Origin of the sequence: Caballeronia mineralivorans PML1(12) (assembly GCF_001028175.1) — a bacterium.
Lineage (GTDB): Bacteria > Pseudomonadota > Gammaproteobacteria > Burkholderiales > Burkholderiaceae > Caballeronia > Caballeronia mineralivorans.
This window is the reverse complement of sequence record NZ_AEJF01000121.1, coordinates 70,842-94,982: the sequence shown is the minus strand read 5'-3', so window position 1 is coordinate 94,982 and position 24,141 is coordinate 70,842. Positions and strand designations below refer to the sequence as shown.

Annotated in this window: 26 protein-coding genes; 18 read left to right on the top strand and 8 right to left on the bottom strand. The window is 58.9% G+C overall.

The genetic code is table 11. The annotated features are described in order from the left end of the window. Positions 1-232 precede the first annotated feature (232 nt). The 4 genes from EOS_RS19300 (at position 233) to EOS_RS19280 (ending at position 3,851) form a co-directional block, all read left to right on the top strand. On the top strand, positions 233-424 hold the full coding sequence (locus tag EOS_RS19300) for a hypothetical protein (RefSeq protein WP_047848275.1): 192 nt from the start codon (positions 233-235) through the stop codon (positions 422-424). A gap of 310 nt (positions 425-734) precedes the next feature. Further along, a complete protein-coding gene (locus EOS_RS19295; RefSeq protein ID WP_047848274.1) occupies positions 735-1,955 on the top strand; it encodes an HD-GYP domain-containing protein in 1,221 nt (406 codons plus the stop codon). A 127-nt stretch (positions 1,956-2,082) separates the two neighbouring features. Continuing rightward, the gene (locus tag EOS_RS19290) at positions 2,083-2,637 is read left to right on the top strand and encodes an ATP-dependent Clp protease proteolytic subunit (RefSeq protein ID WP_047848273.1); all 555 of its coding nucleotides are present in this window, start codon (positions 2,083-2,085) and stop codon (positions 2,635-2,637) included. Between the two features lie 986 nt (positions 2,638-3,623). Continuing rightward, positions 3,624-3,851: a hypothetical protein gene (locus tag EOS_RS19280; RefSeq protein ID WP_047848271.1), complete on the top strand. Its 228-nt coding sequence runs from the start codon at positions 3,624-3,626 to the stop codon at positions 3,849-3,851. Between the two features lie 57 nt (positions 3,852-3,908). On the opposite strand, the gene EOS_RS19275 is transcribed toward EOS_RS19280, so the two are convergent. After that, positions 3,909-4,169, bottom strand: coding sequence for a hypothetical protein (locus EOS_RS19275; RefSeq protein WP_047848270.1), 261 nt, complete (start codon positions 4,167-4,169; stop codon positions 3,909-3,911). A gap of 475 nt (positions 4,170-4,644) precedes the next feature. Between EOS_RS19275 and EOS_RS19270 the strand changes: the two genes are divergently transcribed. The 3 genes from EOS_RS19270 to EOS_RS19260 all read left to right on the top strand — a co-directional run bounded on the left by EOS_RS19270 (position 4,645) and on the right by EOS_RS19260 (position 6,766). Then, entirely contained in the window at positions 4,645-5,358 is a 714-nt protein-coding gene (locus EOS_RS19270) for a hypothetical protein (RefSeq protein WP_152693148.1), read from the top strand. A gap of 210 nt (positions 5,359-5,568) precedes the next feature. Further along, positions 5,569-5,955 carry a DUF6726 family protein gene (locus tag EOS_RS48985; RefSeq protein ID WP_326972937.1) on the top strand — a complete coding sequence of 129 codons (387 nt, stop codon included), beginning with the start codon at positions 5,569-5,571 and terminating at the stop codon, positions 5,953-5,955. Between the two features lie 136 nt (positions 5,956-6,091). Then, on the top strand, positions 6,092-6,766 hold the full coding sequence (locus EOS_RS19260) for a flagellar basal body L-ring protein FlgH (RefSeq protein ID WP_047848267.1): 675 nt from the start codon (positions 6,092-6,094) through the stop codon (positions 6,764-6,766). A 211-nt stretch (positions 6,767-6,977) separates the two neighbouring features. On the opposite strand, the gene EOS_RS19255 is transcribed toward EOS_RS19260, so the two are convergent. Continuing rightward, complete coding sequence (locus EOS_RS19255) at positions 6,978-7,358, bottom strand: hypothetical protein (RefSeq protein WP_047848266.1); 381 nt, start codon at positions 7,356-7,358, stop codon at positions 6,978-6,980. 679 nt (positions 7,359-8,037) lie between these two features. Between EOS_RS19255 and EOS_RS19250 the strand changes: the two genes are divergently transcribed. Beyond that, positions 8,038-8,223 carry a hypothetical protein gene (locus tag EOS_RS19250; RefSeq protein ID WP_047848265.1) on the top strand — a complete coding sequence of 62 codons (186 nt, stop codon included), beginning with the start codon at positions 8,038-8,040 and terminating at the stop codon, positions 8,221-8,223. A 75-nt stretch (positions 8,224-8,298) separates the two neighbouring features. Beyond that, positions 8,299-8,958 carry a flagellar transcriptional regulator FlhC gene (gene flhC / locus EOS_RS19245; RefSeq protein WP_047848264.1) on the top strand — a complete coding sequence of 220 codons (660 nt, stop codon included), beginning with the start codon at positions 8,299-8,301 and terminating at the stop codon, positions 8,956-8,958. Between the two features lie 114 nt (positions 8,959-9,072). Here flhC and EOS_RS19240 read toward each other — a convergent pair whose 3' ends face one another. The 4 genes from EOS_RS19240 to EOS_RS19225 form a co-directional block, all read right to left on the bottom strand. Beyond that, positions 9,073-9,723, bottom strand: a complete 651-nt coding sequence (locus tag EOS_RS19240) for a hypothetical protein (protein WP_235442880.1) — start codon at positions 9,721-9,723, stop codon at positions 9,073-9,075. 338 nt (positions 9,724-10,061) lie between these two features. After that, positions 10,062-10,778, bottom strand: a complete 717-nt coding sequence (locus EOS_RS19235) for a hypothetical protein (protein ID WP_047848263.1) — start codon at positions 10,776-10,778, stop codon at positions 10,062-10,064. 349 nt (positions 10,779-11,127) lie between these two features. Next, positions 11,128-11,640 carry a nuclear transport factor 2 family protein gene (locus EOS_RS19230; protein WP_053063968.1) on the bottom strand — a complete coding sequence of 171 codons (513 nt, stop codon included), beginning with the start codon at positions 11,638-11,640 and terminating at the stop codon, positions 11,128-11,130. 74 nt (positions 11,641-11,714) lie between these two features. Next, positions 11,715-12,605, bottom strand: a complete 891-nt coding sequence (locus EOS_RS19225) for a LysR family transcriptional regulator (RefSeq protein ID WP_047848262.1) — start codon at positions 12,603-12,605, stop codon at positions 11,715-11,717. A 97-nt stretch (positions 12,606-12,702) separates the two neighbouring features. Between EOS_RS19225 and EOS_RS19220 the strand changes: the two genes are divergently transcribed. From EOS_RS19220 to EOS_RS19180, 9 genes are all read left to right on the top strand, one after another. Beyond that, positions 12,703-13,485, top strand: coding sequence for an HpcH/HpaI aldolase family protein (locus EOS_RS19220; RefSeq protein ID WP_047848261.1), 783 nt, complete (start codon positions 12,703-12,705; stop codon positions 13,483-13,485). Between the two features lie 35 nt (positions 13,486-13,520). Continuing rightward, the gene (locus EOS_RS19215) at positions 13,521-14,399 is read left to right on the top strand and encodes an amidohydrolase family protein (RefSeq protein ID WP_047848260.1); all 879 of its coding nucleotides are present in this window, start codon (positions 13,521-13,523) and stop codon (positions 14,397-14,399) included. 24 nt (positions 14,400-14,423) lie between these two features. Then, positions 14,424-15,575: a DUF5624 domain-containing protein gene (locus EOS_RS19210; RefSeq protein ID WP_047848259.1), complete on the top strand. Its 1,152-nt coding sequence runs from the start codon at positions 14,424-14,426 to the stop codon at positions 15,573-15,575. Between the two features lie 91 nt (positions 15,576-15,666). Next, on the top strand, positions 15,667-16,989 hold the full coding sequence (locus tag EOS_RS19205; RefSeq protein WP_053063967.1) for an MFS transporter: 1,323 nt from the start codon (positions 15,667-15,669) through the stop codon (positions 16,987-16,989). Continuing rightward, positions 16,976-18,088: a hypothetical protein gene (locus EOS_RS19200; protein WP_047848258.1), complete on the top strand. Its 1,113-nt coding sequence runs from the start codon at positions 16,976-16,978 to the stop codon at positions 18,086-18,088. Before EOS_RS19205 ends, EOS_RS19200 begins: the two co-directional genes overlap by 14 nt. Positions 18,089-18,284: 196 nt before the next feature. Next, the gene (locus tag EOS_RS19195) at positions 18,285-19,871 is read left to right on the top strand and encodes a carboxylesterase/lipase family protein (RefSeq protein WP_053063966.1); all 1,587 of its coding nucleotides are present in this window, start codon (positions 18,285-18,287) and stop codon (positions 19,869-19,871) included. A gap of 256 nt (positions 19,872-20,127) precedes the next feature. Then, the gene (locus tag EOS_RS19190) at positions 20,128-20,796 is read left to right on the top strand and encodes a c-type cytochrome (RefSeq protein ID WP_235442879.1); all 669 of its coding nucleotides are present in this window, start codon (positions 20,128-20,130) and stop codon (positions 20,794-20,796) included. Between the two features lie 94 nt (positions 20,797-20,890). Next, positions 20,891-21,634: a transporter substrate-binding domain-containing protein gene (locus EOS_RS19185; protein ID WP_047848257.1), complete on the top strand. Its 744-nt coding sequence runs from the start codon at positions 20,891-20,893 to the stop codon at positions 21,632-21,634. A gap of 307 nt (positions 21,635-21,941) precedes the next feature. After that, positions 21,942-22,709: a DUF4410 domain-containing protein gene (locus tag EOS_RS19180; RefSeq protein ID WP_047848285.1), complete on the top strand. Its 768-nt coding sequence runs from the start codon at positions 21,942-21,944 to the stop codon at positions 22,707-22,709. A 35-nt stretch (positions 22,710-22,744) separates the two neighbouring features. On the opposite strand, the gene EOS_RS19175 is transcribed toward EOS_RS19180, so the two are convergent. Together EOS_RS19175 and EOS_RS19170 are read right to left on the bottom strand one after the other, a co-directional pair. Next, complete coding sequence (locus EOS_RS19175; protein WP_047848256.1) at positions 22,745-23,110, bottom strand: VOC family protein; 366 nt, start codon at positions 23,108-23,110, stop codon at positions 22,745-22,747. A gap of 86 nt (positions 23,111-23,196) precedes the next feature. After that, complete coding sequence (locus tag EOS_RS19170; RefSeq protein ID WP_047848255.1) at positions 23,197-24,105, bottom strand: LysR family transcriptional regulator; 909 nt, start codon at positions 24,103-24,105, stop codon at positions 23,197-23,199. Positions 24,106-24,141: the final 36 nt, after the last annotated feature.

The following is a 24,141-nucleotide window of genomic DNA, read 5'->3' as shown; positions in this document are numbered from 1 at the left end:
GCGGACATTTACATAAAGCTTGCACGGTTGCCTGGCAACGCTGGATTGCGATATTGGGTGAGTGGTAATTCCCGGTAAGGAGTCTGGAAAATCTTGCGGTCATTCTTTAATTATCACGGGCCGTTACGCGCGATCATTCAATGTCCAAAACAAGCTTGGCGACCTGGCGCACGCTCGATCCAGCCCTGAGCTTGCCTCGATCCCGTCATCTCTATTGAAAGGGAGCCTGACCATGAAAGTGACCAGTCAAGTGCCTGCGGAACCCATTGCACCGGCGCGCATCCGCCCGACCGGCACAAGCACGGGCAGGGCAACTGGCGAAGGCGCTAAACCGGCTTCGTCGTCGCTGCCTGCGGAGGAAACCTCCCCTACGGCGTTGCCGTCGACCGGTCTGGTCGGTACGCGCATTAACACCAGCGCATGATCTGGTAGCCGACTTTTCCCTATCCAGGACATTTACGGCGGGACCTCGGTCCTGACGATGCAATAGGTTTCAGTTGCCTGGAGCGAGTCGTGTAGATTGTCACTATTATCGAGGGCATCGTGCTCAAGGCCCATGCTCTCGCGTTGAACCGGACGGTCCAGGCCGCTCGCGTTGGCAAGCAAGGTATCGAGTGAAAGAAATCAAGGATCTGATTAGTGCATTGGTGGAGCGCGTGCATGTGGGTCGAAGCTGACGGTGTTGTTGCTTATCCCCTCACCAGTTCCAAAACATGGCTCATCGGAGTTGGCTTATGTTGAAAACGGTCGCAGCCTCATCATTGCGTCCTGGCATGTTCCTGCACAGTCTGGATCGGCGCTGGATCGATCACCCGTTCTGGAAGAACTCGTTCTTGCTCACAGCCGGTGATATAGAGAAGATCGTCTCAAGCGGAATTACGTCGATTGTGATCGATACGGACAGAGGTCTGGGGTGCGCTGAGGACTCCCTGGATCCGGTCGAGTCCAACGGGGAGACCGAGGACGATCAACTGCCCGTTACGACACGCCCGCAAACATCGAGAAAACCGATCGGCAAGGAAATCGAACACGCGAAGCGTTTGTTCGAATCGGCGTCCAATGAAATGAAGCTGGTGTTTCAGCAAGCCCGCATGGGGAAGGTGGTCGCAGGCAGCACGATGATGCCCCTGGTCGAGACTATTGCCGCATCCGTCATGCGTAACCCGCATGCATTGATCAGCGTGGCGCGCCTCAAACACCACGACGGCTACACGTACATGCATTCTGTCGCCGTATGCGCGCTGATGACGGCGCTGGCGCGCGAACTCGGTTTCGATGAACCGGGCGTCCTCGAGGCCGGCGTGGCCGGCTTGCTGCATGACCTGGGCAAGGCGCTCATGCCACTCGCCGTGCTTAACAAGCCGGGAAAACTAAGCACCGAAGAGTTCGAGGTTGCAAAGAAACATGCATACGATGGCTGGAAAATGCTGCAGTCAGCCGACGTCACTGCTGGCGTGCTGGAGGTTGCGCTACACCACCACGAAAAGATCAATGGCCTGGGTTACCCGGACGGACTCGCGGACAAGGCTATCCCCCTGCTTGCGCGGATGGGCGCGGTTTGCGACGTGTATGACGCCGTCACGTCCGATCGCCCGTATAAATCGTCCTGGCATCCGACTCAGGCGCTGCGCAGCATGGCTTCGTGGGACGGGCAGTTCGACAAGACCATTCTCGCGGCTTTCATCAGCACGGTCGGCATCTACCCCGTGGGCGCAGTGGTTCGGCTGGAATCGGGCTTTCTTGCTGTCGTGCTCGATCAGGGCAGTGGATCCATCCTGACGCCGATCGTCAAGATGTTCTTTTCGTGCAAGTCGAACCAGCCTGTTTTGCCTCAGGTCGTGGACCTGAGGAAAATTAAAGGTGCGGACCGGATAGTGGCAATCGAAGACCCCAGGCTGTGGAATCTTCCGCCAGTCGACGAGCTTTGGTTAAATCAGGCCGCCCCCTTTATTTGAGCGGCACCGGTGGCGCCCTCGCATCGTCTTAGCGAACTCATCCGGGCTGCACCCGCCTCCTCGCGCGGGAGCTCAAGCGGGCTATTGCGCCGCTAATATTTCAACGTGACCATGCAAGGGCAATTTCGTGGGTGATTTATTCTTGAACTACCAGGCGCCGATCAACGAGCCGAGCATCAATAATCTTCACACGCTGCTCACGATCGTTCTGACCCGGCCGACACCTCCCACGTCCATCACCGTGCTGATGAATTCGTTGGGTGGACAGGTGCACGCGGGCGTCGCGTCATATTCCTTCATCAAGGCGCTTCCCGCGCCGATCAATTTCATCAACGTTGGAAACGTCGATTCGATCGCGAGCATTGTGTTCCTGGCTGGCGCAAAACGCATCGCCGTGCCTAGCGCGACCTTCTATCTTCATAGCAGCAATCGCACCTTCAATGGACCGCAAGGCATTGCCGCAGTCGAGGAAGCGCTAAGCTCGCTAAGGTCCGATAACGAGCGCATGGCAACGATCATTGCTCAGGAAACGTTGATTGAGAAAACGAACATAGGCGGGATTTTTCTCCACGGCCGCACGATGAACGCCGATGAAGCCAAGACGCATGGACTGATTCACGAAATCAGGGCGCTTGCCATGCCTTCCGGTTCGGAAGTGATGCAGGTAGCTGCCGCTTATTAGAGTGTCGGCGCTAGAGTGTCGGCGCGCCGCCGATATTTGCCGAACACGACGCGTTAAAAGACCTTTGAGAGCCTTGTTGCCTTTGCGCGGTCAACCGGGTAATGCCCTGTAAGCAGATGGCATCTACAGCCCGTAATTGCCGAAATGCCCCTCCCCAAACCGCTCTAATCTCTCTATGCGTGCATGGAGTCCAGAGGCATGGACTCCCCAGACGCACGCGATATCTACCAAGGGAAGCTAGGCTAGGCATGTCGTAATTCCAGCCAGTCCAAACCGCAGCAACGACGCTTGAGGGAGAAAAATCTTGCGGCGCTGTATTTTCATCGCGATGCTCTTTTGCATACTCAATCTTCAAGCGTGCGCCAGCTCGGTGGAAACGTTTGCGCTTGGCGGACTTTTTGGTGCGGTGGCGGGCGTGTCGGCCATCGTATGCGCGGTCGGATGTAAATGACTCGCGCCACAAAACGGGCGGCCAAGGTTCGCGACGTTCCCAGGCGGCATGCAGCCACTGCTCTGCAAGACGTTCGGTATGCCAATCAAGGTCTGAGGAATGTCACTCTCTTCCTTTCACCGCCCGCACAGTTCGAATTGCCACCGGATAACGGCGTTTCGCACATCAGTCAGCGAACGGCGGCGATCGAATCAACCCTTGGGTTGACCGAAACAATGATAGAGCGGCTCCTGAAGCATAACGATGTTGTATTGCTCATGGAGTGCGACCAAAGGATGCGTCGCGTCCCTTATCGCGGCAAGCAGCGTCGTAGCGACGTACTACGCTTTCTAAGAATAGCGGGACCGCAAGCACGAGCGCTCGTTTATAGCCACCAAGCTGATGAGGGCCCTGTCTGGATCGACGTGATGTCGGGTGAAGTCACCACCCGGTAGTGGAGCGCCAACGTCTCCCTGCGTTTCCTGTGCCGTTTGCGGGCGCGACGGAAAGTAGCGTCGACTAGCGCCGTTTTAACTGCGGTAAGGACACGTTGTTAATGATTCTGTATTTTATGAACCAGCGGGATGCCGTCAGGTATCTCGTGGAAATCAGGCGTGAGGCGTTAGCCAATCCGAGTTCGGAAGTCATCGTTAAAACGCATTTGCATGAAAGTCCCGGTGTTGAAGGCGTGGAACGCGTTCTCCTCGACGTGAGGGCCGCCCGTACTGCGTATTTCGTGGAATGCGGTTCGAAGGCAGAGGATCGGATCGTCTTTATTACCTGATCGCCACGTGCGACACCCCGTTGATGCGGGGTGCTGGCGGCTCACAAGGGAGGTTGTTCACGCCGCTTCGAAACGCCATTCCTCAAAGCTCCTTAATTCCCCCGTCTGAACGTCGACCCATAACATCTCTCCGTCGGACGAGTGGCTGAAGACCAACGCGCGAACCTCGCGCTGGCTATCGAGGAATCCCAGTATTGCCCGCAGCGTATGTTTTCCGCGATACCGGATTGCGCGGCTCGATACACCGTGGCCGCTAACAAGCATGATGGGGTTGATGCGCACTTTGCAAGCAATCTCGCCTGTCGTAGAAAAATCCATTTCATCCTCCAAGTACGTTCAATACTCAGTGATAACGTCAGCGGTACGAACAACCTTAGGATACGAAAGGCCCGGTAAGAGAATGAGCTAAGGAGCTCAGGTCATCAGGCAGATAAGGCATCATTAGACAGATCTCTTAGCGGCGTTCTTCTTAGCTGCATTCGCAATGTTCCAAGCTTAGACAATTCATAAAAAACCTGCACGGTTTACAAGCCGGTCCGGGGTGCGAAGTGATGCATGCGTTACCGTATCTTTCATCGTGATTCCGGGCATCGCATAGCCCGCAAGGCTGCTGGCACGCAAGCGCGAATCGGCTTCTTACCTCGTCTTTCCAATGCTACAGATTCTCCCCCGCCGGTCGATATGACGTCTGGGCGAACGATTCCGCGCGCTCGCCATTCAACTCTGCGCGGCACTGCGATCCCTGCTCGACGCAGCCGATTCGGTATCGCGGAACAACCAACCAAGAGAAGCCATGGCACTCGATTCCAGCATGTCAGTTTCATCCTCGGATTTGCCCAATAGCACGGCGAAACCTCCTTCCAATGTACCCAGCGCACTTCCTGAGCGGTCGGCGGTGACGTCGTCGGCAAGCGGGGATACCTTGTTGGAGGCGCTCAAGCTGACCCTGCAGCGCTTGGGGCTCGACGCGAACGGGTTTCCACCCACCAGCACCAGCCTCACTGACACGGACTCCTTTGCAGGCAGCTCGGGCACAGCCGACCCCCAGGCACGAGGGCAGGCGAACAGGAACGCCGGTCAGCAGTTCCTTGTTGCGCTGTACCAGGCGCTTGTTTTGCAGAATGCGATCGGTGGACCTGCTCAGCAAGAGGGCGACGCCGCGCCAACAGACGCAGTAACTTCCGCTTATGCCGATCTTGGCTCGTCCATACAAGAGCTTGCGAAGACTGTCCGATCAACCTCCGCCAATAGCAGTAGTCCCAGCGACACATGGGACTGGCAACTCGACGACGTACACCAGTCAACGCCCACCAGCGATCCGGGTTACGCAGACAGCAGCGCAATAGCGGGCGCAGTCAGCACGCTGGATAACGCGTTGCAATCCTATGTAACGCCTGCGAGTCAAACGGGAGAGGTGTCGCTTGCCGATGTTCTCGACGGTTTGGGCTCCGAGACTAAAGGCCTTAGCTGGAACCCGCTTGGGTTGCTAGTCGACGTGAAGATCTAGGATTAGTTGCGATCCTGATTATGCGGTAAGTGCTCGTAAGGAGTCGAGAAAAGCCTATGGTCATTCATTAATCAGCGCAAGCCGTAACGCGTGATCATTCGATGTCGAAAGAGAATTCTAGCGACCTGGCATGCGTTCAAGTCCGCTCTGATGCTGCCTCGATCCCTTCATCTTTATTGAAAGCGAGTTTGATCATGAACGTCAACAGTTATGCCCCTGCGGAACGTGTTGCACCGACGCCGACGCGCCCTGCCGGCGGTAGCGCGGGTAGTGCCGCCGGCAATAGCGCCAAGTCAGGTCCATCACTGCCGGTTGAGCCAACGCCTGCAGCGCCGCCTTCGAACGGCTTGGTTGGCACGCGTATCAACACCAGCGCATAACAAGGTAGCGGTCTTTCCTATGCTTAATTTTCGGTCTTACAAATCATATGCGCGGTTAGTGGCATGCCTGATAGCCGGCGCGGTCGTATTGCCAATGGAAGGTTGCGGGTTGGCTGCGCTGCCGTGCCGGTTGGTATCGGCCACGGTCAAGATTGTGCCAGGCGTGGGTAACGCGGCTGCCGCGCCGTTTGATACGTGCGCTGCTGCAATCGATTGATGATGGTTGAGCCACGGCGCGACATGACGGGCGTGCGAGCGGCGTTCAGCGGCAGGTCTCAGCAACCAAACGCTGGCCAGGATCACCATCGCGCAGTGCTTGAGCAACATCCTTAATCTGGCGATACATTGAAAACATGAACTCGTTAAAGTTTGTGATCCTGGCTAGCGGGTTGGTCTCATTGGCTGGGTGCGCGGGCGACCAGCAGAAGTCCATTGTCGATATGCCGACCTTCGCACCGGTCGTGGTCTCGAGCCCGCTGAATATTGAAACAGGGGGGGCGATTTTCCAGGGCGGCAACACGCTCGCCTTTTACGAAACGCCTCGCGCGCAACACGTGGGCGACGTGTTGACGATCCGTCTCGCCGAGTCGTATTCAGCCAATAACAGCGACGACGCATCGGCTGACCGTTCAAGCGATATCACCGCGGAGGCTGCGGATAAGTCGACGAACGCGGCTGCAAAACTTGCCAAGCTGTTCAACATAGGGTCCGCGAGCACGACGTTCAAAGGGAAAGGCGCCGTGACGAACACCACGGGGATGACAGGCACGCTGGCCGTGTCGGTTATTGCGACCCTGCCTACCGGCAATCTGGTCGTCGCAGGCGACAAGATAATCGCGACGAACGCGACCCGGGATCGCTTGCGGTTATCGGGTATCGTCAATCCTAAAGATATTGAAGTTGGCAACTACGTGTCGTCGAGCAAGGTCGCCAATGCGCGTATTGAGCAGGCGGGAGTCGGCATGCTTGCCGATGCGACGACACTTGGCTGGCTGCAGCGGATGTTTCTTAGCGTGCTGACATTCTGATCCGGCGAGGGTGTGCGGATTAGAACGTAACGCGCGAGTGAGGTCCTGGCGTCAGTTCGATTTTCCTAAGGCCGGGTAGCTGAGTGCGTCTGTCTACGGTCTGTCTACGATGGGTTAGGCGCCAATCTGATCGCGCCACTCTCTTTCCTTGTATGCCACGGACGGGGCAATAGTCTGCCCCTCGTCTTTCCCCTGACCCAGCACGTGCCCTTCACGGAGCGGACGGGCGTTTGGCCAGCGTGCCCAGGTCCTCATCCAGGCTCGTGCGAATGGTCGTTATCGCCTGGTCCACGTTAGCCGGCCGCAGCAGGTTACGCGCCAACGCCTCGTAGACGTACTGGCGAATCGCTGGCACCTGTGTCTTTAGCAAAACGTCGTGATAGATCTCCCTCATTTCGCTTTCGCGGCCGCTTAGGTCGTACAGCCTTTGTAAATGTTCGAGATCGTTGACCACGGCAAAGCTCGGCCCGAAACCTTCGTGGCTTGAATGACCATCGTCCATGCCGGATGACGACTGACTTTGGGCGAATGCGCTGCAGGCGCCGGTAGCCAGAACGCTTGCGAGCAGGAGAGTTTGGGTAAGTTGTTTCATGGTTATCGAGTAGGACTGCCAGAAAGAAGAGGTCGATGAGAGGACGGCAACAAAACCTCACCCTCTGTGGGTAACGAACTGTGCAGCGGTCCTGATCGTCCTGACGGACGCCGGGCCGATACGGTAGCGCTAAGGTTCAAGCGACCTCCATGGACGTCAGCGTTAATCGTGAAGCCGACCCTAGCCGCAGGCAATTCATACGATCAATAGCTCGAACAGCGCGGGGTGCATGATCGCGCTGAGCGACGTGCCGGCAGACTGGCATGAATCGACTCCTGAGAGTGAAGAGGGCATGGTTGCGATTAAATCGCTCGCACGCGGTACTTCGTCCATTCGCAGGGTTATGATTGCGCACTTCAGCAAGCAGTGAAACGGCGAGTAACATGCGCCTCCCGCAAGTCCTTCCTAAATCTTATAAAGAATTTCGCCGCGTTTATTAAGGCAGTCGAACTAAGGGAATATCTATTCGAAACAGCAAGAAGCTTAAGGAAAGGTTCAGTAAGCGTTAGGGCAAAGCCTTGTCTTTTCCAGGCAATTTACTTGAGTAGAAAAGAGGATCATTCGTTCTGGGACGTGTCGTTGTCTATACGATGCAACGCTTTTCCTAACGTCCGCGTCAAACGATCAATTCATCGACGATATTTTTATTGAGCTCTGTAAAATTCGCGGAGGAGGAAGCATGTTGCTGATCGGCTATGTAGTTGGTTTTATGTCTGGCGTTCTGCTGATGATTTTTCTCCTTGGACTTCGGGTGCCTGAAGACCGGTCAGACGACGTCACCGGCAGTCTGATTACGCACACTCCGGCGAAAGCGCGTACGCTGCGTGACCCGGTGTTTTGGGGAGTGCGTGGTTCCCGCGCCTGAAGACCTGGCTCAGTGTTATAGCGCTGGCCGATGTATCAGTCGGGCGGTTTGTACAAGAGGAAGGGGAGTACGCCAATGGCGAAAAAAAGCATAACTGAAGACGCTCAAGACGTGATGCGGGCGGCCGTCCTGATCGAACTCGGTGCTCGCATACAAGTGCTTGAAAGCGAAGTCAACCTTTCGCGCGACCGCATGATTCGCCTTTATCAGGAAGTCAAAGGCGTGTCGCCGCCGAAGGGTATGCTGCCGTTCTCGGTCGACTGGTTCATGACGTGGTCGCCGAACATCCATGCATCCCTCTTCTACAACATCTATCTGTTCCTGAAGGATCTCGCGGGCTGTACGCGTTTCGAGGCGTTGACGAAGGGCTATAAGCTCTATCTCGAACATTGCGAGCGTCACAGCAGCTATGTCATGTTGAGCTTCACGCGCGCCTGGACGCTCGTGCGTTTCTTCGACGCCGGCATCCTGCAGTTGACACGGTGCTGTAGTTGTACAGGCAAGTTCGTCACCCGCAAGCAGGACTCCGCGCACGGTGCGGTGTGCGGCAGTTGCCAACCGCCGTCGCGTGCCGGCAAAAGCGCCAAGGCGGTTCCACGTATCACGGAAGATGAAGCGGTCGAGGAATGCACGGTCGCCGAGTCAGTCGCCGGAGAAGAGTCCAGTTCGACCTTATCCAGCAGCGCGGGCATGTTGCCGGAGCAGTGCGAAGCCTCATGCGGGCAGGCCGCCTAAGCAGCTGCAAATAAGCCGCTATCGAGAAAATAGAATATGCGGGTCCGGGATTGTTCTCCCGGACCCGTGATGAGATCGCGGCTTCCTCCCGGTCCTCGGGACTTCATCCTTCCTTCAGTCCTTTGTTGCAACCACCATCTTGTTGATGAGTGCCGTGACCTTGGTCGTCGTGCTCGCGTAGCGGTCGAGCTTCGCCCCGCTGGTCTGGTAGCTGGCAGCAACCACGATCTTGCCGCGCTGGATCAAGGTGAGATTGATGGCGGAGAGGTACTGGGTGTATCCCTCGGTGAACGAGCGATGACCCCAATCCGTGGCCGCGCTGTACACGAGTGTCGCTTCGCAGTTCGACGGTGAGTTCCCTGCGCCATAGACGCTCGACTCCACCCCGCGTTTATGCAGCGCATATTGCAACGCGGGGACGAAGTCGCCAACGGAGACCATCGAATTCCACTCGATGCAAACAGCATGGACCGATGCCTGATCGCCATTGACGGCGGTAGGAGAAGAGTGGTTCGACGCAATGCTTATGCCAGCTTGCACGACCGACCCGGCCGCATCGACGGCGGTTATTACCGTCCATGCACAACCGGATAAAGAGCATGGGCTGATCGTCGCGCAGATGATCGAAGCAATACGCAGGGATCTTTTAACCCGGGAGGCCACGAGTCCCATAGGTTTCAGGAGGTCTGTCATGCCGGGGCGAGTGGAGGGTTCGACAATAGCCGAACCATATCCTTCGGTTCCGCATTCGATCGAGCTATCCATAACGCCACCACTCCTGTTTTGCGCTTTTCAGCGGGACGCGAGCAGACGCAATGCGCGTGAACCTTGCATGCTTGCAGTAAGGCTGACTCGACCGGTTGCGCTCGTGACGATGCAAGAAAGCGCGCACGTTGCGTGATAGCGATGAGTGGTATTCAGGCCGGCCTGCATGATTGATTTCCGAGGATGAAGAAGGTGTTGGTCCATAACGCCATGGTCGCGCACTTCAACAAACGGTGAAACGGCAAGCAACAGAGGGCTCCCGAAAGTCCTTTCTGAGTCTTTCCATGGATGTCGAAAAGCCGTGTCGCCTGCTCAAGAGAGGTATCTATCAACGCCTGTCAGCTCGCATCCACGCTGCTGGTCCGCCATTGCTGGTCGACCGACTTGACCCAGGCGTCGGATGCTTTTAGCAGATAGACGAGCGTGGCGTTACGCGTGGCTGGCAAGAAACGCAAGGTGATCGAGCTCACCGCGTTTTCCCATTCGTAGACGGGTAGCGTGCTGCTAGTCGATGCAGAGGGTTGAGCGCTAGCTCGCGGTGCGCCGTAGCGGTCTGCAAGAGCGTGGCGCAGATCAGCCGCGGTGCCCTCGTCTATGACGAAGGACATCTCATACAAGCGGAAAGTGGTTTGTCCGCTGGCTCGGGCGAAACGCAGCATGTGGTCCTGCGCCGGCACGCCGTCGACCACGGCCTGCGATACAGCCCAGCCATTTGCTCGTTGATGCGCCCAGCGGCAAGCGACTGTCAGGCTCTCACGCGTCTTCAGGCTCATGCCGAGCGAGCCGGCTATCACGTCGGTTTCGCAAACCGGCACGCTGTCGATCGGCGTGGCTCGTACAGTTGCGCCTGCCTGAAAGTCGTCCAGTGTCATGCCGAGCGAGATGCCGCGAAACGCGAACGGCGCTTCACGGGCGCGTCTTCTCATATCGGCGGTCTTGCTCTTCGATGCGCCGGGATTGCGCATCATCGGGTCAGCATGAACGGCGACAAAAGGAGTGAGCGACAGCACCCCGGTAACTAGCGCAAGCGCGCAGACACACAGTTGGGGTTTCATGACTCAGTCGATCGCCGGCGCGCACGTTGCCGAAGGCGAACAAAGCCAGGTAAAAAAACGGGCAGGTTCTGGATTGCCGTGATGGGTCATGATAAGCCTCGCGTAGCGCGTTGATTCCCAGTCTCGATTCGACACCGCGCATCAAAGCCCCGGGCTTGGCGGGATCGAGGTGCGGCGAAGCGTATTTCGTGTCGAATCATCGCACCGGGTATTGGCGTGCGATATGAGAAGGAGTGCGCGGTTTCCCGCAGTGCTTACGACCTGTTTCCGCCGATTACCAATTTTTTATCTGGGGGCTCGCCGCGATCATTGAATCGGCAATGAGTCGAGCTTTAGCAAGACCGCTGCTCTAGAACATCGTGTTGTCGTTAGCCGCGTGCTCGGGCACCGGTTGAATGACGTCCCAATGCTCCGCAATCTTGCCGTGATCGACGCGGAAGATATCGACGATGGCATTGCCCCGATCCTGCGGATTGCTGGTCGAATGAACATGAAGGAAAACGAGGTCGCCATCGGCCGCGCTGCGCACGATCGTCGAACGCGCTTCTGGGTTTGCTTTGAAGCGCTCTGTAAAGAAACTGATAAACGGTGCTGACCCACTAGGCACGCGCGGGTTGTGCTGGATGTAATTCGGCGCGAGCACGGTGCTGGCGATACCGAGATCGTGCCGGTTGAATACCGTGTCGTAGAAGTGCACGACCAGTGCGCGGTTGTTCTCTTCCTGAGTGAGATCCCGTGCGCTTGTACGAACCGGCATGGCGCTATCTTCGGCGTAGGCGGCATGGCTCGCAACAATGGCAAGAAGCGCTGTTGCCGCAAGCGCGCGGCGAAAGAGGGATGTTTTAGGCGGCGTGATGGTCATGTCTTGTGGTGATATCCGTCGGGTGGGAGATCGCGGGCTGTCGTCACTATATATGCGAGTTCGACTCAGCAGCGTTATCGCAGAGCGAGCGCCAGCTCCACGAACTGCTGGACGCGTGAATTAACGTCGCCGTGACGATGAGCAATGTAAAGCGTCGTCTTGGTATCGTCGTCGTCGAGCTCCCTGAACACAACACCCGGTATTGCGATGGCCTTCAGCGTGGCCGGCACCAGCGCGATCCCGAGGCCCGTCGCTGTCAGGCCGATCAGCGTCGACGCCTGCTGCGCTTCCTGAACCACATAAGGTTCAAAGCCGCGCTTCGCACATAACGCGACTGTCTGCTCGTGCACGGCTACACCCGCTTGCCGGGGATAAGCGATAAACGGCTCGCCGCGCAGATCTGCGAGTCTGATGGACGTGGCCTTGGTCAGCGGATGTGCCGCATGCATCGCGAGCAGCAACGGCTCCTCTAGCAGCGGCGTAAATACCAGGTTCGACGGCAGCGGCGTGGAGAGCGGCAGGCGCAGCAGTCCGACGTCGAGCTCGCGCGCATCGAGCTGTTCGATTTGCTGCGATGAAGACAACTCATGCAGCCCGATCTGCACGTTCGGCCGTTGCGTGCGGTACGCGTGAATCAGACGCGGAAAAAGCGGCGAGAGCGACGACGCATTCGTAAAACCAAGCCGCAGCCGGCCAACCTGTCCGCTAACCGTCTGCCAGACATTTTCTTTAGCGAGGTCGATACGCGCGAGGATGTGCCGGGCGTCGTTCATCAGGGAAAACCCGGCCTCGGTCAACGCGACCGTGCGGCTCGTCCGATGAAAGAGGCGTGCGCCAAGTTCGGTTTCGAGCGCCTGGATCGCAAGGCTCAAAGGCGCTTGCGTGATGCCAAGCCGCTCGGCGCTACGCCGGAAATGCAGTTCCTCGGCGAGCACGACGAAATACTCCAGATGCCTGACGTGCATTGATTGTCTCTGTAAATCAATAAGATTTTCTGGAGAATAAATCAGAATGGATTCTGAGGCGATACTTCTTCAGAAGCCAATAACGGATGGAGCCGAGATGAATGGTATCGAACTGACTGAGCGCCTGCGGGCTGGCCTTCCCGTCTATGCGCTCGGTATCCGCGCGTCGCGAACCACCGACGTGGTGCGCTGGGCGAAGGCGACCGGCTACGACACCATATGGATCGACATGGAACACAGCACGCTGCCCGTCGATACCGTCGCGCAACTGTGCTCATGCGCGGTCGATCTCGGCTTGACGCCTTGGGTACGGGTTCCTGAGCGCGATTACGGCACGATCAATCGCGTGCTCGATGGCGGCGCGCTTGGCATCATCGTTGCGCGCGTGGAAACGGCTGCGCAAGCAAGAGACGTGGTCACGGCAACGCGTTTCCCGCCGCAGGGACAGCGCTCGCAACTCGCGACGCTGCCTTATGTGAACTTCGAGAAGTTACACGCCCGCGAACTCAACCAAACGCTCAACAATGCCACCGCAATCAAGGTGCTGATCGAAAGCCGCGCGGGCGTGGAGGCGGCCGATGCGATTGCGGCGGTAGAAGGCGTGGATATTCTGGCGGTCGGCTGTAACGACCTGAGCGCCGACCTGGGACACACCGGCGAGTCCACGCATCCTGAAGTGGTGGAAGCATGCCGGCACGTGATTGCCGCCGCTCACCGTTGCGGCAAGGTCGCGATCGTTGGCGGCATGCCGGATAGCGACGCGTTGACGAGCCTTCGAAAGGAGGGCGCGGCGCCGTTCATCTTTGCGGGCATCGATACCGATCTGTTCCTCAACGCGCTGCGTCAGCGGATGGAGAGCAGCCGCGCCGCATTCCTCTAAGCCGCCCTTAAATCAATTATTCACGACACATTGTCATGGCCGAAACTCCGCTGATTTCCACCCCGATGCGTGCATCCGACACGCTGTCACGCCTCGCTTTCGAGATACCCGCCCATGCCTGCGATGCGCACATGCACGCGTTCGGTCCTGAGGCACTGTATCCGCATGTAGAGCATCCGCATTACACGTTGCCCGACGGCAAGCTCGACTATTACTTGCAGTTGATGAACGTGCTTGAACTCGAACGATTCGTGATCGTGCAGCCGAGCTTCTACGGCACGGATAACCGCTGCCTGATCGACACCCTGAATTCTGTCGGACCGATTGCGCGCGGCGTTGTCATGATCGACGAGGACACCGACGCAGCCACGCTTGATCGTTACCACCGGGCAGGCGTTCGTGCCGTGCGGCTCGACTTGTTTGCACGTTCGGCGTTGCCCACCGAGGAGATCCAGCAGTACATCACGCGCATAGCGAGCTTATGCACGAGCCTGGGCTGGCATGTCCAGTTCTACGCGCCCGGCTGGGTCGTTCGCAACCTGATTCCATTTCTCGCCGACGTGCAATCGGATTTCGTTATCGATCACATGGGCTACATGCTTGAGGAGGACGGCCTGACGCCAGCGGATTTCGAGCGCCTGTTGAACCTGCTCAAGGATGGCAACTGCTGGCTCAAGCTCAGTGCACCGTACCGGATCGCGAAGCATCGAGGCTACGATGCCGTCGCGCCGATGGCGCAGAAGATCATTGAAGCGGCGCCGCACAAGGTGATCTGGGGCTCTGACTGGCCACACATTCCCGACTCGACCCGCGACACCGACGAGCTGCTCAACCTGCTAGGCGCGTGGACGGAAGACCCCGCGGTTCGCCAGATGATCCTCGCCGATAACCCCGCGCGGCTGTTCGATTATTGACATGCATCACGGAGTCTTCAAACGATGACTTATCAACCGCATTCCGCCTTCGCCGAGCTGTTCCGCGCTTTTACCTCGGACCCGGCCAGCATCGGCAACCAGTTGACGCAGCAGATGATGCAGCGCGAGGCGGACACGCCGCTGCTGGTATCGACCGCTTCGGACGTCGCGCTGTTTCCCGGCGGCGGGCGCCCCGCATCGATCGAGAGCTTTCGCAAATCGACGCGGGGTTTCATCGAATTGACGGCTGTATCGCATCTGCCGCTCGCGATCGCCTACCTCGCGCGGATGCGCGAGCTCGCGCCGCATGACAACGCGTGGCAGCGCGACGCCGCGAAGTTGATGGTTCATGCGCGCAAGACACGAGAGGCTAATTCGCCGGCGTTATGGCGCGACGAGATCGCTATCCAGAGTCTGGCGGGCTTCGATGTCCAGCTCGCGAATCTGGTCGACTACACCTGCGGCACGACGATCGATTTGCTCGAGCGTGTAGCGGACGAACCCTCGCTGATGACGTTCGATTCGTTGCGCGATCGCTACTTCGCACCGCTGGATCCGGACACGGTGCCGGTGCCCATGAACGACGTGATGTTCGCAACGTTTGGTCTCGCGTTCCTGGACATCGTCTATCGGATCGGCAACTGGCTGCGTGCACAGGAATTCGACTGGCCGCGCCTGATGGTGCTGGTCAGCGGCAGGTCGGGCCGCCCGACGGCCGGCGCGACCTGGGCGACCAACAACATGTGCCATCTGATCTGGCGCGTCTCCAGTGGCGCGTTGCCGCCGGAACGCTTGTTCGTGGCGCCCCATGCACCGTCGTTCTCGGTGGCCGAGTTGCCCGATGCCGCTGGTCTGGCCGCACTGGAAAACACATACCGGATGTTATGGCTGAACACACGCGCGAGCATCGACGTGGCGCGTGAATTGTTTCCGGATTATCCCGGATATCGTTTCGAACCGGCGGCCGCCGAACAGATGCCGCCAATCACGTCGGTGAACGACCGGGACGCCACTACCGCGCGTCTCAGACGCATCATGGAAGACCCGACACAACTGTTGTCGAACTGCGTGGCCGACTACATTGTCGATCAGTTGCAGGACAACGGGAATCGCCCGGATCGGGTAGAGATTCCCGGCTTCACGAACGTGACGTATCCGGGGCCATCGAGGCAATGACGGAGCAACGGCAGCACGCAGCGAGACATTGGCACAACAGGGCGGTGATGCCGATTGGTATAGAAAGCCCGCATACAGGAGACGTTACATCATGAATCATCTTGAAGCTGCACCCTCTGGCGGCCGGGCCGTGCGTTCGGTCATCAGCATCACGCTTGTCTGCTTCGCGGTGTCGATGATCGATGGATTCGACACCCTGATGCTGTCGTTCGTCGCGCCGCTTTTGGCGAAGTCATTACAGATCGACCATGCCTCGCTCGGTCGCGTGTTCGGTGCGGGTTTTGTCGGCACGGTATTGGGCTCGCTGATCATCGGCCCGCTTGCGGACCGCTTCGGCCGCAGGAAAATGCTGGTGCTGGCACTGGTCGTGACCGGCGGGTTCACGCTGGCCTGCGCGTTCGCCAGTTCGGCGGGGGCACTCGCTGCATTGCGGTTTCTCGGTGGCCTTGGCATGGGTGGCGCGATTCCCCCGATAGCCGCGATCACGGCCGAAAGCGCTTCGTCCGAGCGGCGCTCGTCTCTGGTGATCCTGATGTTCATCGGCTTCCCGCTCGGTGCGGTAGTGGGCGGCGCGATCACGGCTGCGCTGATGATGAAGTTCGGCTGGCCGTTCGTGTTCCTGATGGGTGGATCGTGCGCGCTCGCCGCAATCATCCCGGTCCTGCTCGTGATTCCGGTTACCACGCCGGCAGAGGCAACGATCAAACCGGGTGGGCAAGCAAGCGAGGGTTTTGTCGGCAATATGCTGGGCCGGTTCGTGGGCAACCTGTTCGCTGAAGGACGTTTCGCCGCGACGTTCGCGCTCTGGTTCGGCGTGCTCGCCAGCATGATCCTGTCGGGCTTCCTGGTGAGCTTCATGCCGACCATCCTCAACCTCAACGGCGTGGCGCCCGACCGGGCGGCGCTGGGCGCGGTCGTGATCAATGTCGGTGCGATCGCCGGTGCGTTGCCGATCTCGCTGATCGTGAGGCGAGGCGCGCCATTCGTCGCCGTGGCCGTAGCTTTTGTCGCCGGGGCCGTGATGGTCTTCACGCTCGGCCGTGTGATCGGCGCGGGCAACGCGGCCTTCGGGTTGCTGTTCCTCGTGGGGGCATGCGTTGTCGGCGGTCAGTTCACCTTCCCGGCGATCGCGAGTTGCCTCTTTCCGACCGGCGTACGCGCGGCGGGCGTGGGCTGGACGCTGGCCATCGGGCGCACCGGGTCGATCATCGGTCCGGTGGTGGGGGGCATTCTGCTTGCGCAGAACTGGTCGCTCGGCCACTTGTTCCTGGCAGCGGCGCTACTGGCGTTGTTCGCGGCGCTCGGCATCATGCTGGCCAATCTATGGCGCTCACGCGGTGACGACACGGCGCACCACAGGCCGCTCACGAAGTTCATGATGACTGGATCGGAGGTTAGCGATGGTAAGCACTGAGACGCTTGTTCCACTTCTCAAGCCCGTTCAGACGCTAGCGACTAGCGGCGCGCGTGCAGTCGAAGTCTTCAACACAGACCGCCAGCTCTTCGTCGTCGTTCCGCAACTGGCGCGCGATATCCCCGGACAGGCGCCTGGAATGAACGCGGGCGACAGCGACATCGACGCGTTGATCTATCGCTGGGAAGCGGGGCGGCTTGTCGAGTACGATGCACTGCCGATGCCGGGCGGCGAGGACGCGGAGTACTTCGAGATCGGCGAGCGGCGCTTTCTCGCGACCTTGGGCGTGCGCTCCGGCAGCGGTCCCTATGTGCTCGACGGCGACGCGGTCTTATACGAACGCGACGACAACCAGTGGACGCCATTTCAGCGCTTCCCGACTTTCGCCGGCAAACAGTGGCGCTTTTTCTCCATCGGCAGCCGGCATTTCCTGGCGCTGGCGCAGGGAGTCACAGTCGAGGGCGTGACGCCGAAGAACCCGCGCGAATCCTGCATCTTCGAATGGGATGGAAAACAATTCGGGTTACTACAGACACTAGATGGACGCTGGGGCTATAACTGGGCGTTTATCGCCTTCGGCGGGCAACACTACCTGGCTTACGCGGACCACGTCAGCGGTTCATCTGTTCATCGCTGGCGGGGCGAGCGTTTCGAGGTCGTTCAACGCTTCGACGAACCGGGCGGCCGCGCATTCAGCTTCTTCATCGATCAGGATCGATTGTGGATGGTGCACGCCAACCTGATGGGAGAAACGCGCCTGTTTCAGTTCGATGAAGATCGGGTTCGGTTCGATCCGGTGCAATCGCTAGGCGCGGCGGGCGGTCGCGAACTGTGTCTTGTCGACGGTGCGCAGGGCCGCTATCTCGTGCGTGTGTGTTTCATCACCGGCACCCCGCACGCGCCGCGTACGCAACAACAATCGCAGATATTCCTGTGGAGAGCGGGCCGATTCGAACTCGCCGACGCGTTCCCGACATCGGGCGGCACGGATGCCGCCGCCTTCATGGCGGATGGCCAGCGCTACCTGCTGGTCAGCAACAGCCTGGCGGATGACGTGCGCTTTCGTGTTGACAGCGTGCTGTACCGCTTCGACGGCTGAACGCGTAACCGGGGCGCAACGCTTCCGGACAACCGCGTGACTCGACGCTTTTCCCGCTGACCGACGGCCGTCAGTCAAGAGCCCCCGTATCGAGGGGCAGGGTCTTGCTTTGCCTAAAAAAAATCGACACGAGCAGGTAACGCAACGAAGAAGGCCGCAGGTAGTGCCGCTTTAAATGACAAATCAGGAGACAATCATGAAAAAGTATCAGCAAAGATCCATTGGGTGGACCATCGCGGCGACGCTGCCGCTGATCGTGGCAGGCTGTGGAGGCAGCAACAGTAATACCCTTAGTGATCCGAATGTAGTCAATACCGCTCAGGGTCAGGCGAAAGGCATCACCGTCAACGGCGTGCACGAATTTCTCGGTCTGCCGTATGCGGCTCCACCTGTCGGAGCGCTCCGCTGGAAAGCGCCTGCCGCGGCGGCTGCATATTCGGGTGTCTACGACGCGTCGCATGCCGGATCGGAATGCCTGCAGGGTACGCAGGCCGCTCCGAAGGGCAGCGAAGACTGCCTGTACGTGAACGTCTATGTGCCTGGACCGACGACGGCGACGACTCTTTTGCCGGTGCTGTTCTGGATTCACGGCGGCGGGTTTATCAATGGGTCGGGAATCGCCACAGATGGTTCGGCATTGGCGATCAAGGCAAATGCAGTGGTGGTGACGATCAACTACCGGCTCAATGCATTGGGCTTTCTCGCGCATCCCGCGCTTGCCGCCGAGGACCCGGCTGGCGCGGCGGGCAACTATGGGATCATGGATCAGGCTGCGGCGCTGACATGGGTGCAGAAGAACATTGCTACATTCAGCGGGGACCCGAAGAACGTGACAATCTTCGGCGATTCGGCGGGTGGTCATTCAGTTTATGTTCAACTTGCGTCGCCCGGAGCGGCGGGGCTGTTTGCGAAGGCGGTCGCGCAAAGCGGCGACTTCAACCGGGTTCAATCGACGCTGGCGCAAGCTGAAACCAGCAGCACGACTCTGGCGAATAACTGGGGCTGTGGTCCGACCGCAAGTGCGGATTGTCTGCGGCAGCTTCCCGCCGCGACGACGCTGCAGGGCAATCCAAACGCCTGGTACGCGATTGTCGACGGTAAGGTGTTGCCCACTTCGACGTCCGTGGCGTTCGCTGCCGGCACATTCAATCGCGTGCCGTTGATATCGGGATTCACACAGGACGAAGGCACATTTTTCGTCGCAGCGGCCTTCGACGCCCAGGGCAATCCGGTTCAGGCCGCCAACTATACGAACACGATCGCGGGGTACCTTGGCGTCCCAGGCACCAGCACGGCCGCGCTATATCCGCTTAGCCAGTATTCGTCGCCGAGTCAGGCGCTGGCAGCGGCGGATGGCGACTACCGGTTCGTTTGCGCGGCTCTTCAGGACGGCGACAACCTGGCGAAGTTTTCGCCGGCGGTGTACATGTACCGCTTTTCCGATCCTGCGCCGTACAACGTGGGTGGCCTGACTTCCATTTTGCCGCCGACCTCCCTGAACTACGGCAGCTTTCATTCGTCCGATCTCGACTACTGGTGGCAACTGATTCCCACTCCCACCGCGAATCAGGCGACGCTGTCGAGTGCGATGACGGCAGCGCTGTCGGCGTTCGCGCACTCGGGCAATCCGAATACCGGAAGCACGGTCGCGAACTGGCCGGTTTATACGTCTGCGACGCGTCAGATTCTCGACTTTGGTTATCCGGTCTCGAACACGTATGACGCATACACCGCTCACAATTGTGGCTACTGGTATGGGCAAACGCCGTCGCAACACGTGTGAATTGAAGAGTTGCTAAAGAGGCAGCAGGGCCGCGCATCTGGCTGCGACAAAGCGGTCAGCACACAGCGGCCTGCTGCGCTCTGTTTAATTGGCTGGAAAACGGCCGCGTCGGGTCGAAGATTGTATTAAACGTCGTGCCGATCAACATAACAAACTTGTAATTCGCTAGCCACCTACGCGTCAGTGTCACCCCCGCAGAATTCGACCACAGCATCGTTTGCACGACGCTCGTCAACAAGATACCGGGAAGATGCTTATGTTCGGCTCGCGTTCCACCAACCTGCTGCACGCAGGCTTGTATTCGGCTTCAGTGGCGGCGCTGATCGGCTTTGCGAGCCTCTGTCACGCGCAATCCGCGGTGGCGGAACAGGTTGCCGCTCCTGGGATGTCCTCGCCTTCGATCACAACGTGCGTAGCGTGCCACGGCGCATTGGGCGCGGGCACTGCAAGCGGCGGGCCGCGGCTAGCCGGCAAGGATCCTGACTATCTCGCCCACGCGCTAGTCATGTTCAAGGCAGGCACGCGTGCGAGCGCCACCATGCAGGCGGTCGCGCGCGGTCTTTCCGACGGCGACATACGCGAGCTGTCGGTGTTCTTTTCGCAGCAGCATCCACCGCTTGCAACGGGTGCCCAGCCGCCTTCGGAGAAGCTGGTGATGGCCGGCAGGCAGCTCGCCGGGATGGGCGCGGGCGCTGAAATTCCTGCGTGCTTCAGCTGTCATGCGGCAGGCGGTAAAGGCAATGGTGCGCGCTTTCCGGCTATTGCGGGGGAGCCCGCTGCGTTTGTCGTTGACCGGCTGCACGAATTCCAGGCGCGCGCGAAAGTGAAACCTCCCGCGGCCGGATCCATGACAGCCATCGCGGCAAAGCTGAATGACACGCAGATCGAAGAGGCAGCAGCTTACCTCTCGGTGATCGGACCTTGATGATCGAACAGATGCGTCCTCGCTGAAGAATAGTCCTTGCCGGATGCCATAATTGGATCTTCCTGCATGTGTGCTACTCGAGAGGACATCGTTCATGAGAAATTGGCGCGACAGAGTTGTTCTTGCCTACATCGAGGAGCCGCCTTTCGGGGCGAGCGATGAGCGTGGCTTTGCAACGGGTTCGGATATCGAGCTTGCTGAGGAAATCTTGCATGCCATCGGCGTACATACGGTCGAATGCAAGCTGACGACGTTTTCCGAGTTGCTGCCCGGCGTCGCAGCGGGGCAGTGGGACATCAACGTGCCTCTGTTCGTCACAGCGGAGCGAGCGGCCCTCGTTGCTTTCAGCCTGCCTGTCTGGGCCTTGCACGACGGGTTCCTGGTTCGGGCCGGGAACCCGAAACATCTGACGAGCTATGACGCGTTGGCGCGAACAAGCGACGCGCAGCTAGGCGTGATCACCGGACAGGTTCAGCACGACGCGGCCAGGCGCGCGGGTGTCCCCGAGACGCGGATAAAACAGGTCGAGCATCAACAAGAGGCGATCGATGCGTTGCTGGAAGGGCGGATTGATGCCTACGCGAGCACGGCCCTGGGAAATCGCACTCTCGTGCAACGCATCGGCGATACAGTCGTGTGTGCCGTCTCGCACGATCTCATGGAAGCAGCCACGCACGCGCCGCCCAAGGGCGCATTTTCATTCTCCAAGGCTAACGTTGACCTGCGTCGCGAGTTCGATCTGCACCTGCGCAAGTATCTCGGGTCGCCTGATCATCGAGACAGAATGGGGCGGTATGGGTTGACCGCAACGGAGATCGATCCGGTGGTCGTGGACTAGAGTGACGGCTCGGTCGGCGCGGGGAAAACAATTTATACCGAATATCCCGCCAATGATCTGATGAAAGAACACGGGCCCAATCCGCTATGTGGGCTTGCCTCGTGACATGGCGCGACATAATTGTTGAATAGAGATTGCGCGTCCGTTCATTCATACTTGCCTCAGTTGCAGAGACGCCTGAACAAGCAGATTCGATCAGGCATTTCGCGCACAAAGAGCGCCGATGATCAGCTATCCATACTTGTTTATCTCATCGGACAACGTGTTTGAATAACCGAGACACGATGGTGTCGATGACAGGATGAACATGCTTACTTTTCTCAAGATGCTGGCTGGACGAAGCGCTCTGCGTGCGCTGTCCGCATTGGTTTTTTGTGCTGTGTTGCTTACCGGTTGCGCTAGCGGCATCACCAATGTGAGTGCCTATAATGCGGCGACGCAGGTGCGGCCGGAAACCATTTATGTCTATGCGTTCCAGAACTCGCCGGACCAGGTGAAACTCGATGGTGGCTTGATCCAGAAGATGCAGTCGCAGTTCGACGGCACGGCGACGCTGAAGAAGCAAACCGACGATGCAACCGAAGTACGCGAGCAGGTCGCTGATGAAATCGTGCGGCAGCTACAGTCGATGGGCCTGCGTGCAATACGTGCAGATGCCCCCGCGCCAACCGATCGGAATGCCCTGATCGTGCAAGGCAGCTTTGAGACGATCGATGCGGGGAATCGCCGGCGCCGGATGCTGGTCGGTCTGGGTGCGGGAAAGAGCCAGGTCGGCACGTCCGTTCAGGTTCTCTATCAACCGGCGGGCGAAGCGCCGAGGTTCATACAGAGTTTCGAAGCGAAGGCGGACAGCGGCAAGGCGCCTGGTGTGGCGGAAACAGCGGGCATCGGGGCTGCGGCCGGTCATGTCGCGACATCGGCTGCTGCAGGTGTAGGGTTGCACGCCGTGTCCGAAACGAAGCGCGCCGGGGTGTCGGCGGATGCCAAGCGGCTGGCCGATTCCATCGCGAAACAGGTCGCACAGATCGGCGTGGGGGAGGGCTGGATGACGACCGATCGTATCAAGGGTTCGTGATCTTGCCCTTGCGCTGCAGGTCAAGACCTCCAGGTTCAGAACGGGACTTCAGCCACGTGCCAGAGCACGCCCGAAGGATCGAAGATGAACCCGACTTTCATTCCCCAGCTTTGCAGCGCCGGCTCCCGAGGTGCGTTGACAGAAAACTGATCAACCAGCTCGCTGGGTTTCGCTTTTTGCCACCACGAATCCACATCGCGGACGAGAAGTTGAATCATGCAATTCTCGGCAAATTCCTTTACGTAGAAATTCTGCAGAATGAAGCTGAAACTACCCAGCTTCAATATCGCGATGCTCTCGTCCTCGTGGGTCAGCGCGAAGCCCAACGCCCGGTAAAAACGCTTTGATGCGTCAAAATCCTTTGCGGGTACGAAAGGTCGAATAGCCAGGATCTGATCCATGATGGTCTGCCGCTCCCTAAGAGGATGTTGCCGCCGTCATTGGCGAAATGGTGTGGAAGTTTTATCAAACCGCCCGATTATCGGGTTCATGCAGCGGTTGCCGTCAACTGCCTAAGCTGCTCCAGTAGCATGACCGCCGGACGCGGCAGAATGCCCTGACGACGTCGAAACGCCGTCAGCGTGCGACGTGCGACGAGCCCTGGAATAGGCAACGTATCGAATACGCCCGCCGCGCTCTCGGTGTCGTACATCGGCGCGGCCATCCAGCTTAAAAAACCCGCGCGCGTGACGAGACTCTTCAGCACGGTGATAGAGCGGGTTTCCACTGCGATCTCGGGCATGCGCAGCCCGTGCTCGGCGAACACACGCTGCATGTGCTCGAACGGACCTGTTCCCCGAGGCGGCACGCACCACTGCTGATCGAGTGTATCCGCGAGGCACAGATCCGCTTTGGCACGCAGCGGATGATCGAGCGCGGCGACAACATAACTCATGTCTTCCCAGCAGCAATCGGTGATCGCGGTGATCTCATCCGTATCGGGTACTGCCATGCTGAGCGCGAGGTCGATCTCCTGCTTCAGCAAGCTATCGGCAAGCCGGTCCCACACACCCTCGATGATCTGCACGCGTAGATTCGGCCAGCGAGCCAGTACGCCGCTGACCGCCAACGGCAGCACAAGGGTTGCGATGCTCGCTACTGCCCCGACCCGGATCGTGCCTTTGGCGAGGCCGCGGATTGCATCGATTTCTTCGCGGGTGTTGTCGGCTTCGTGTAGAAGCAACGTTGCGTGCGGCAGCAGTGCCTCGCCGATCGCGGTCAGTTGCATGCCTTTCGAGTGACGCTCAAACAAAGGGGCGCCGAGCTGTTCCTCCAGTCTTTTGATTGTCCGGCTCAGCGCCGGCTGCGTCACATGCAGAACCTCTGCCGCGCGACCGAGACTACTGCTTTCGACGATCGTCGTGAACGCATGAAGTTGTTGGAGACTAAAGGTCATTATCGATCGGGAGCGGAAGTCGGAAGGGGAAGCAGA

Coding starts and splice junctions, on each gene's coding strand:
- EOS_RS19175 (WP_047848256.1), bottom strand. CDS start 23,110: ATGGATCAGATCCTGGCTATTCGACCTTTCGTACCCGCAAAGGATTTT.
- EOS_RS19255 (WP_047848266.1), bottom strand. CDS start 7,358: ATGAAACAACTTACCCAAACTCTCCTGCTCGCAAGCGTTCTGGCTACC.
- EOS_RS19260 (WP_047848267.1), top strand. CDS start 6,092: ATGAACTCGTTAAAGTTTGTGATCCTGGCTAGCGGGTTGGTCTCATTG.
- EOS_RS19300 (WP_047848275.1), top strand. CDS start 233: ATGAAAGTGACCAGTCAAGTGCCTGCGGAACCCATTGCACCGGCGCGC.
- EOS_RS19220 (WP_047848261.1), top strand. CDS start 12,703: ATGAATGGTATCGAACTGACTGAGCGCCTGCGGGCTGGCCTTCCCGTC.
- EOS_RS19275 (WP_047848270.1), bottom strand. CDS start 4,169: ATGGATTTTTCTACGACAGGCGAGATTGCTTGCAAAGTGCGCATCAAC.
- EOS_RS19195 (WP_053063966.1), top strand. CDS start 18,285: ATGAAAAAGTATCAGCAAAGATCCATTGGGTGGACCATCGCGGCGACG.
- EOS_RS19240 (WP_235442880.1), bottom strand. CDS start 9,723: ATGGATAGCTCGATCGAATGCGGAACCGAAGGATATGGTTCGGCTATT.
- EOS_RS19280 (WP_047848271.1), top strand. CDS start 3,624: ATGATTCTGTATTTTATGAACCAGCGGGATGCCGTCAGGTATCTCGTG.
- EOS_RS19295 (WP_047848274.1), top strand. CDS start 735: ATGTTGAAAACGGTCGCAGCCTCATCATTGCGTCCTGGCATGTTCCTG.
- EOS_RS19230 (WP_053063968.1), bottom strand. CDS start 11,640: ATGACCATCACGCCGCCTAAAACATCCCTCTTTCGCCGCGCGCTTGCG.
- EOS_RS19170 (WP_047848255.1), bottom strand. CDS start 24,105: ATGACCTTTAGTCTCCAACAACTTCATGCGTTCACGACGATCGTCGAA.
- EOS_RS19200 (WP_047848258.1), top strand. CDS start 16,976: ATGGTAAGCACTGAGACGCTTGTTCCACTTCTCAAGCCCGTTCAGACG.
- EOS_RS19185 (WP_047848257.1), top strand. CDS start 20,891: ATGAGAAATTGGCGCGACAGAGTTGTTCTTGCCTACATCGAGGAGCCG.
- EOS_RS19235 (WP_047848263.1), bottom strand. CDS start 10,778: ATGAAACCCCAACTGTGTGTCTGCGCGCTTGCGCTAGTTACCGGGGTG.
- EOS_RS19225 (WP_047848262.1), bottom strand. CDS start 12,605: ATGCACGTCAGGCATCTGGAGTATTTCGTCGTGCTCGCCGAGGAACTG.
- flhC (WP_047848264.1), top strand. CDS start 8,299: ATGGCGAAAAAAAGCATAACTGAAGACGCTCAAGACGTGATGCGGGCG.
- EOS_RS48985 (WP_326972937.1), top strand. CDS start 5,569: ATGCCCCTGCGGAACGTGTTGCACCGACGCCGACGCGCCCTGCCGGCG.
- EOS_RS19210 (WP_047848259.1), top strand. CDS start 14,424: ATGACTTATCAACCGCATTCCGCCTTCGCCGAGCTGTTCCGCGCTTTT.
- EOS_RS19250 (WP_047848265.1), top strand. CDS start 8,038: ATGTTGCTGATCGGCTATGTAGTTGGTTTTATGTCTGGCGTTCTGCTG.
- EOS_RS19215 (WP_047848260.1), top strand. CDS start 13,521: ATGGCCGAAACTCCGCTGATTTCCACCCCGATGCGTGCATCCGACACG.
- EOS_RS19180 (WP_047848285.1), top strand. CDS start 21,942: ATGCTTACTTTTCTCAAGATGCTGGCTGGACGAAGCGCTCTGCGTGCG.
- EOS_RS19205 (WP_053063967.1), top strand. CDS start 15,667: ATGAATCATCTTGAAGCTGCACCCTCTGGCGGCCGGGCCGTGCGTTCG.
- EOS_RS19190 (WP_235442879.1), top strand. CDS start 20,128: ATGTTCGGCTCGCGTTCCACCAACCTGCTGCACGCAGGCTTGTATTCG.
- EOS_RS19270 (WP_152693148.1), top strand. CDS start 4,645: ATGGCACTCGATTCCAGCATGTCAGTTTCATCCTCGGATTTGCCCAAT.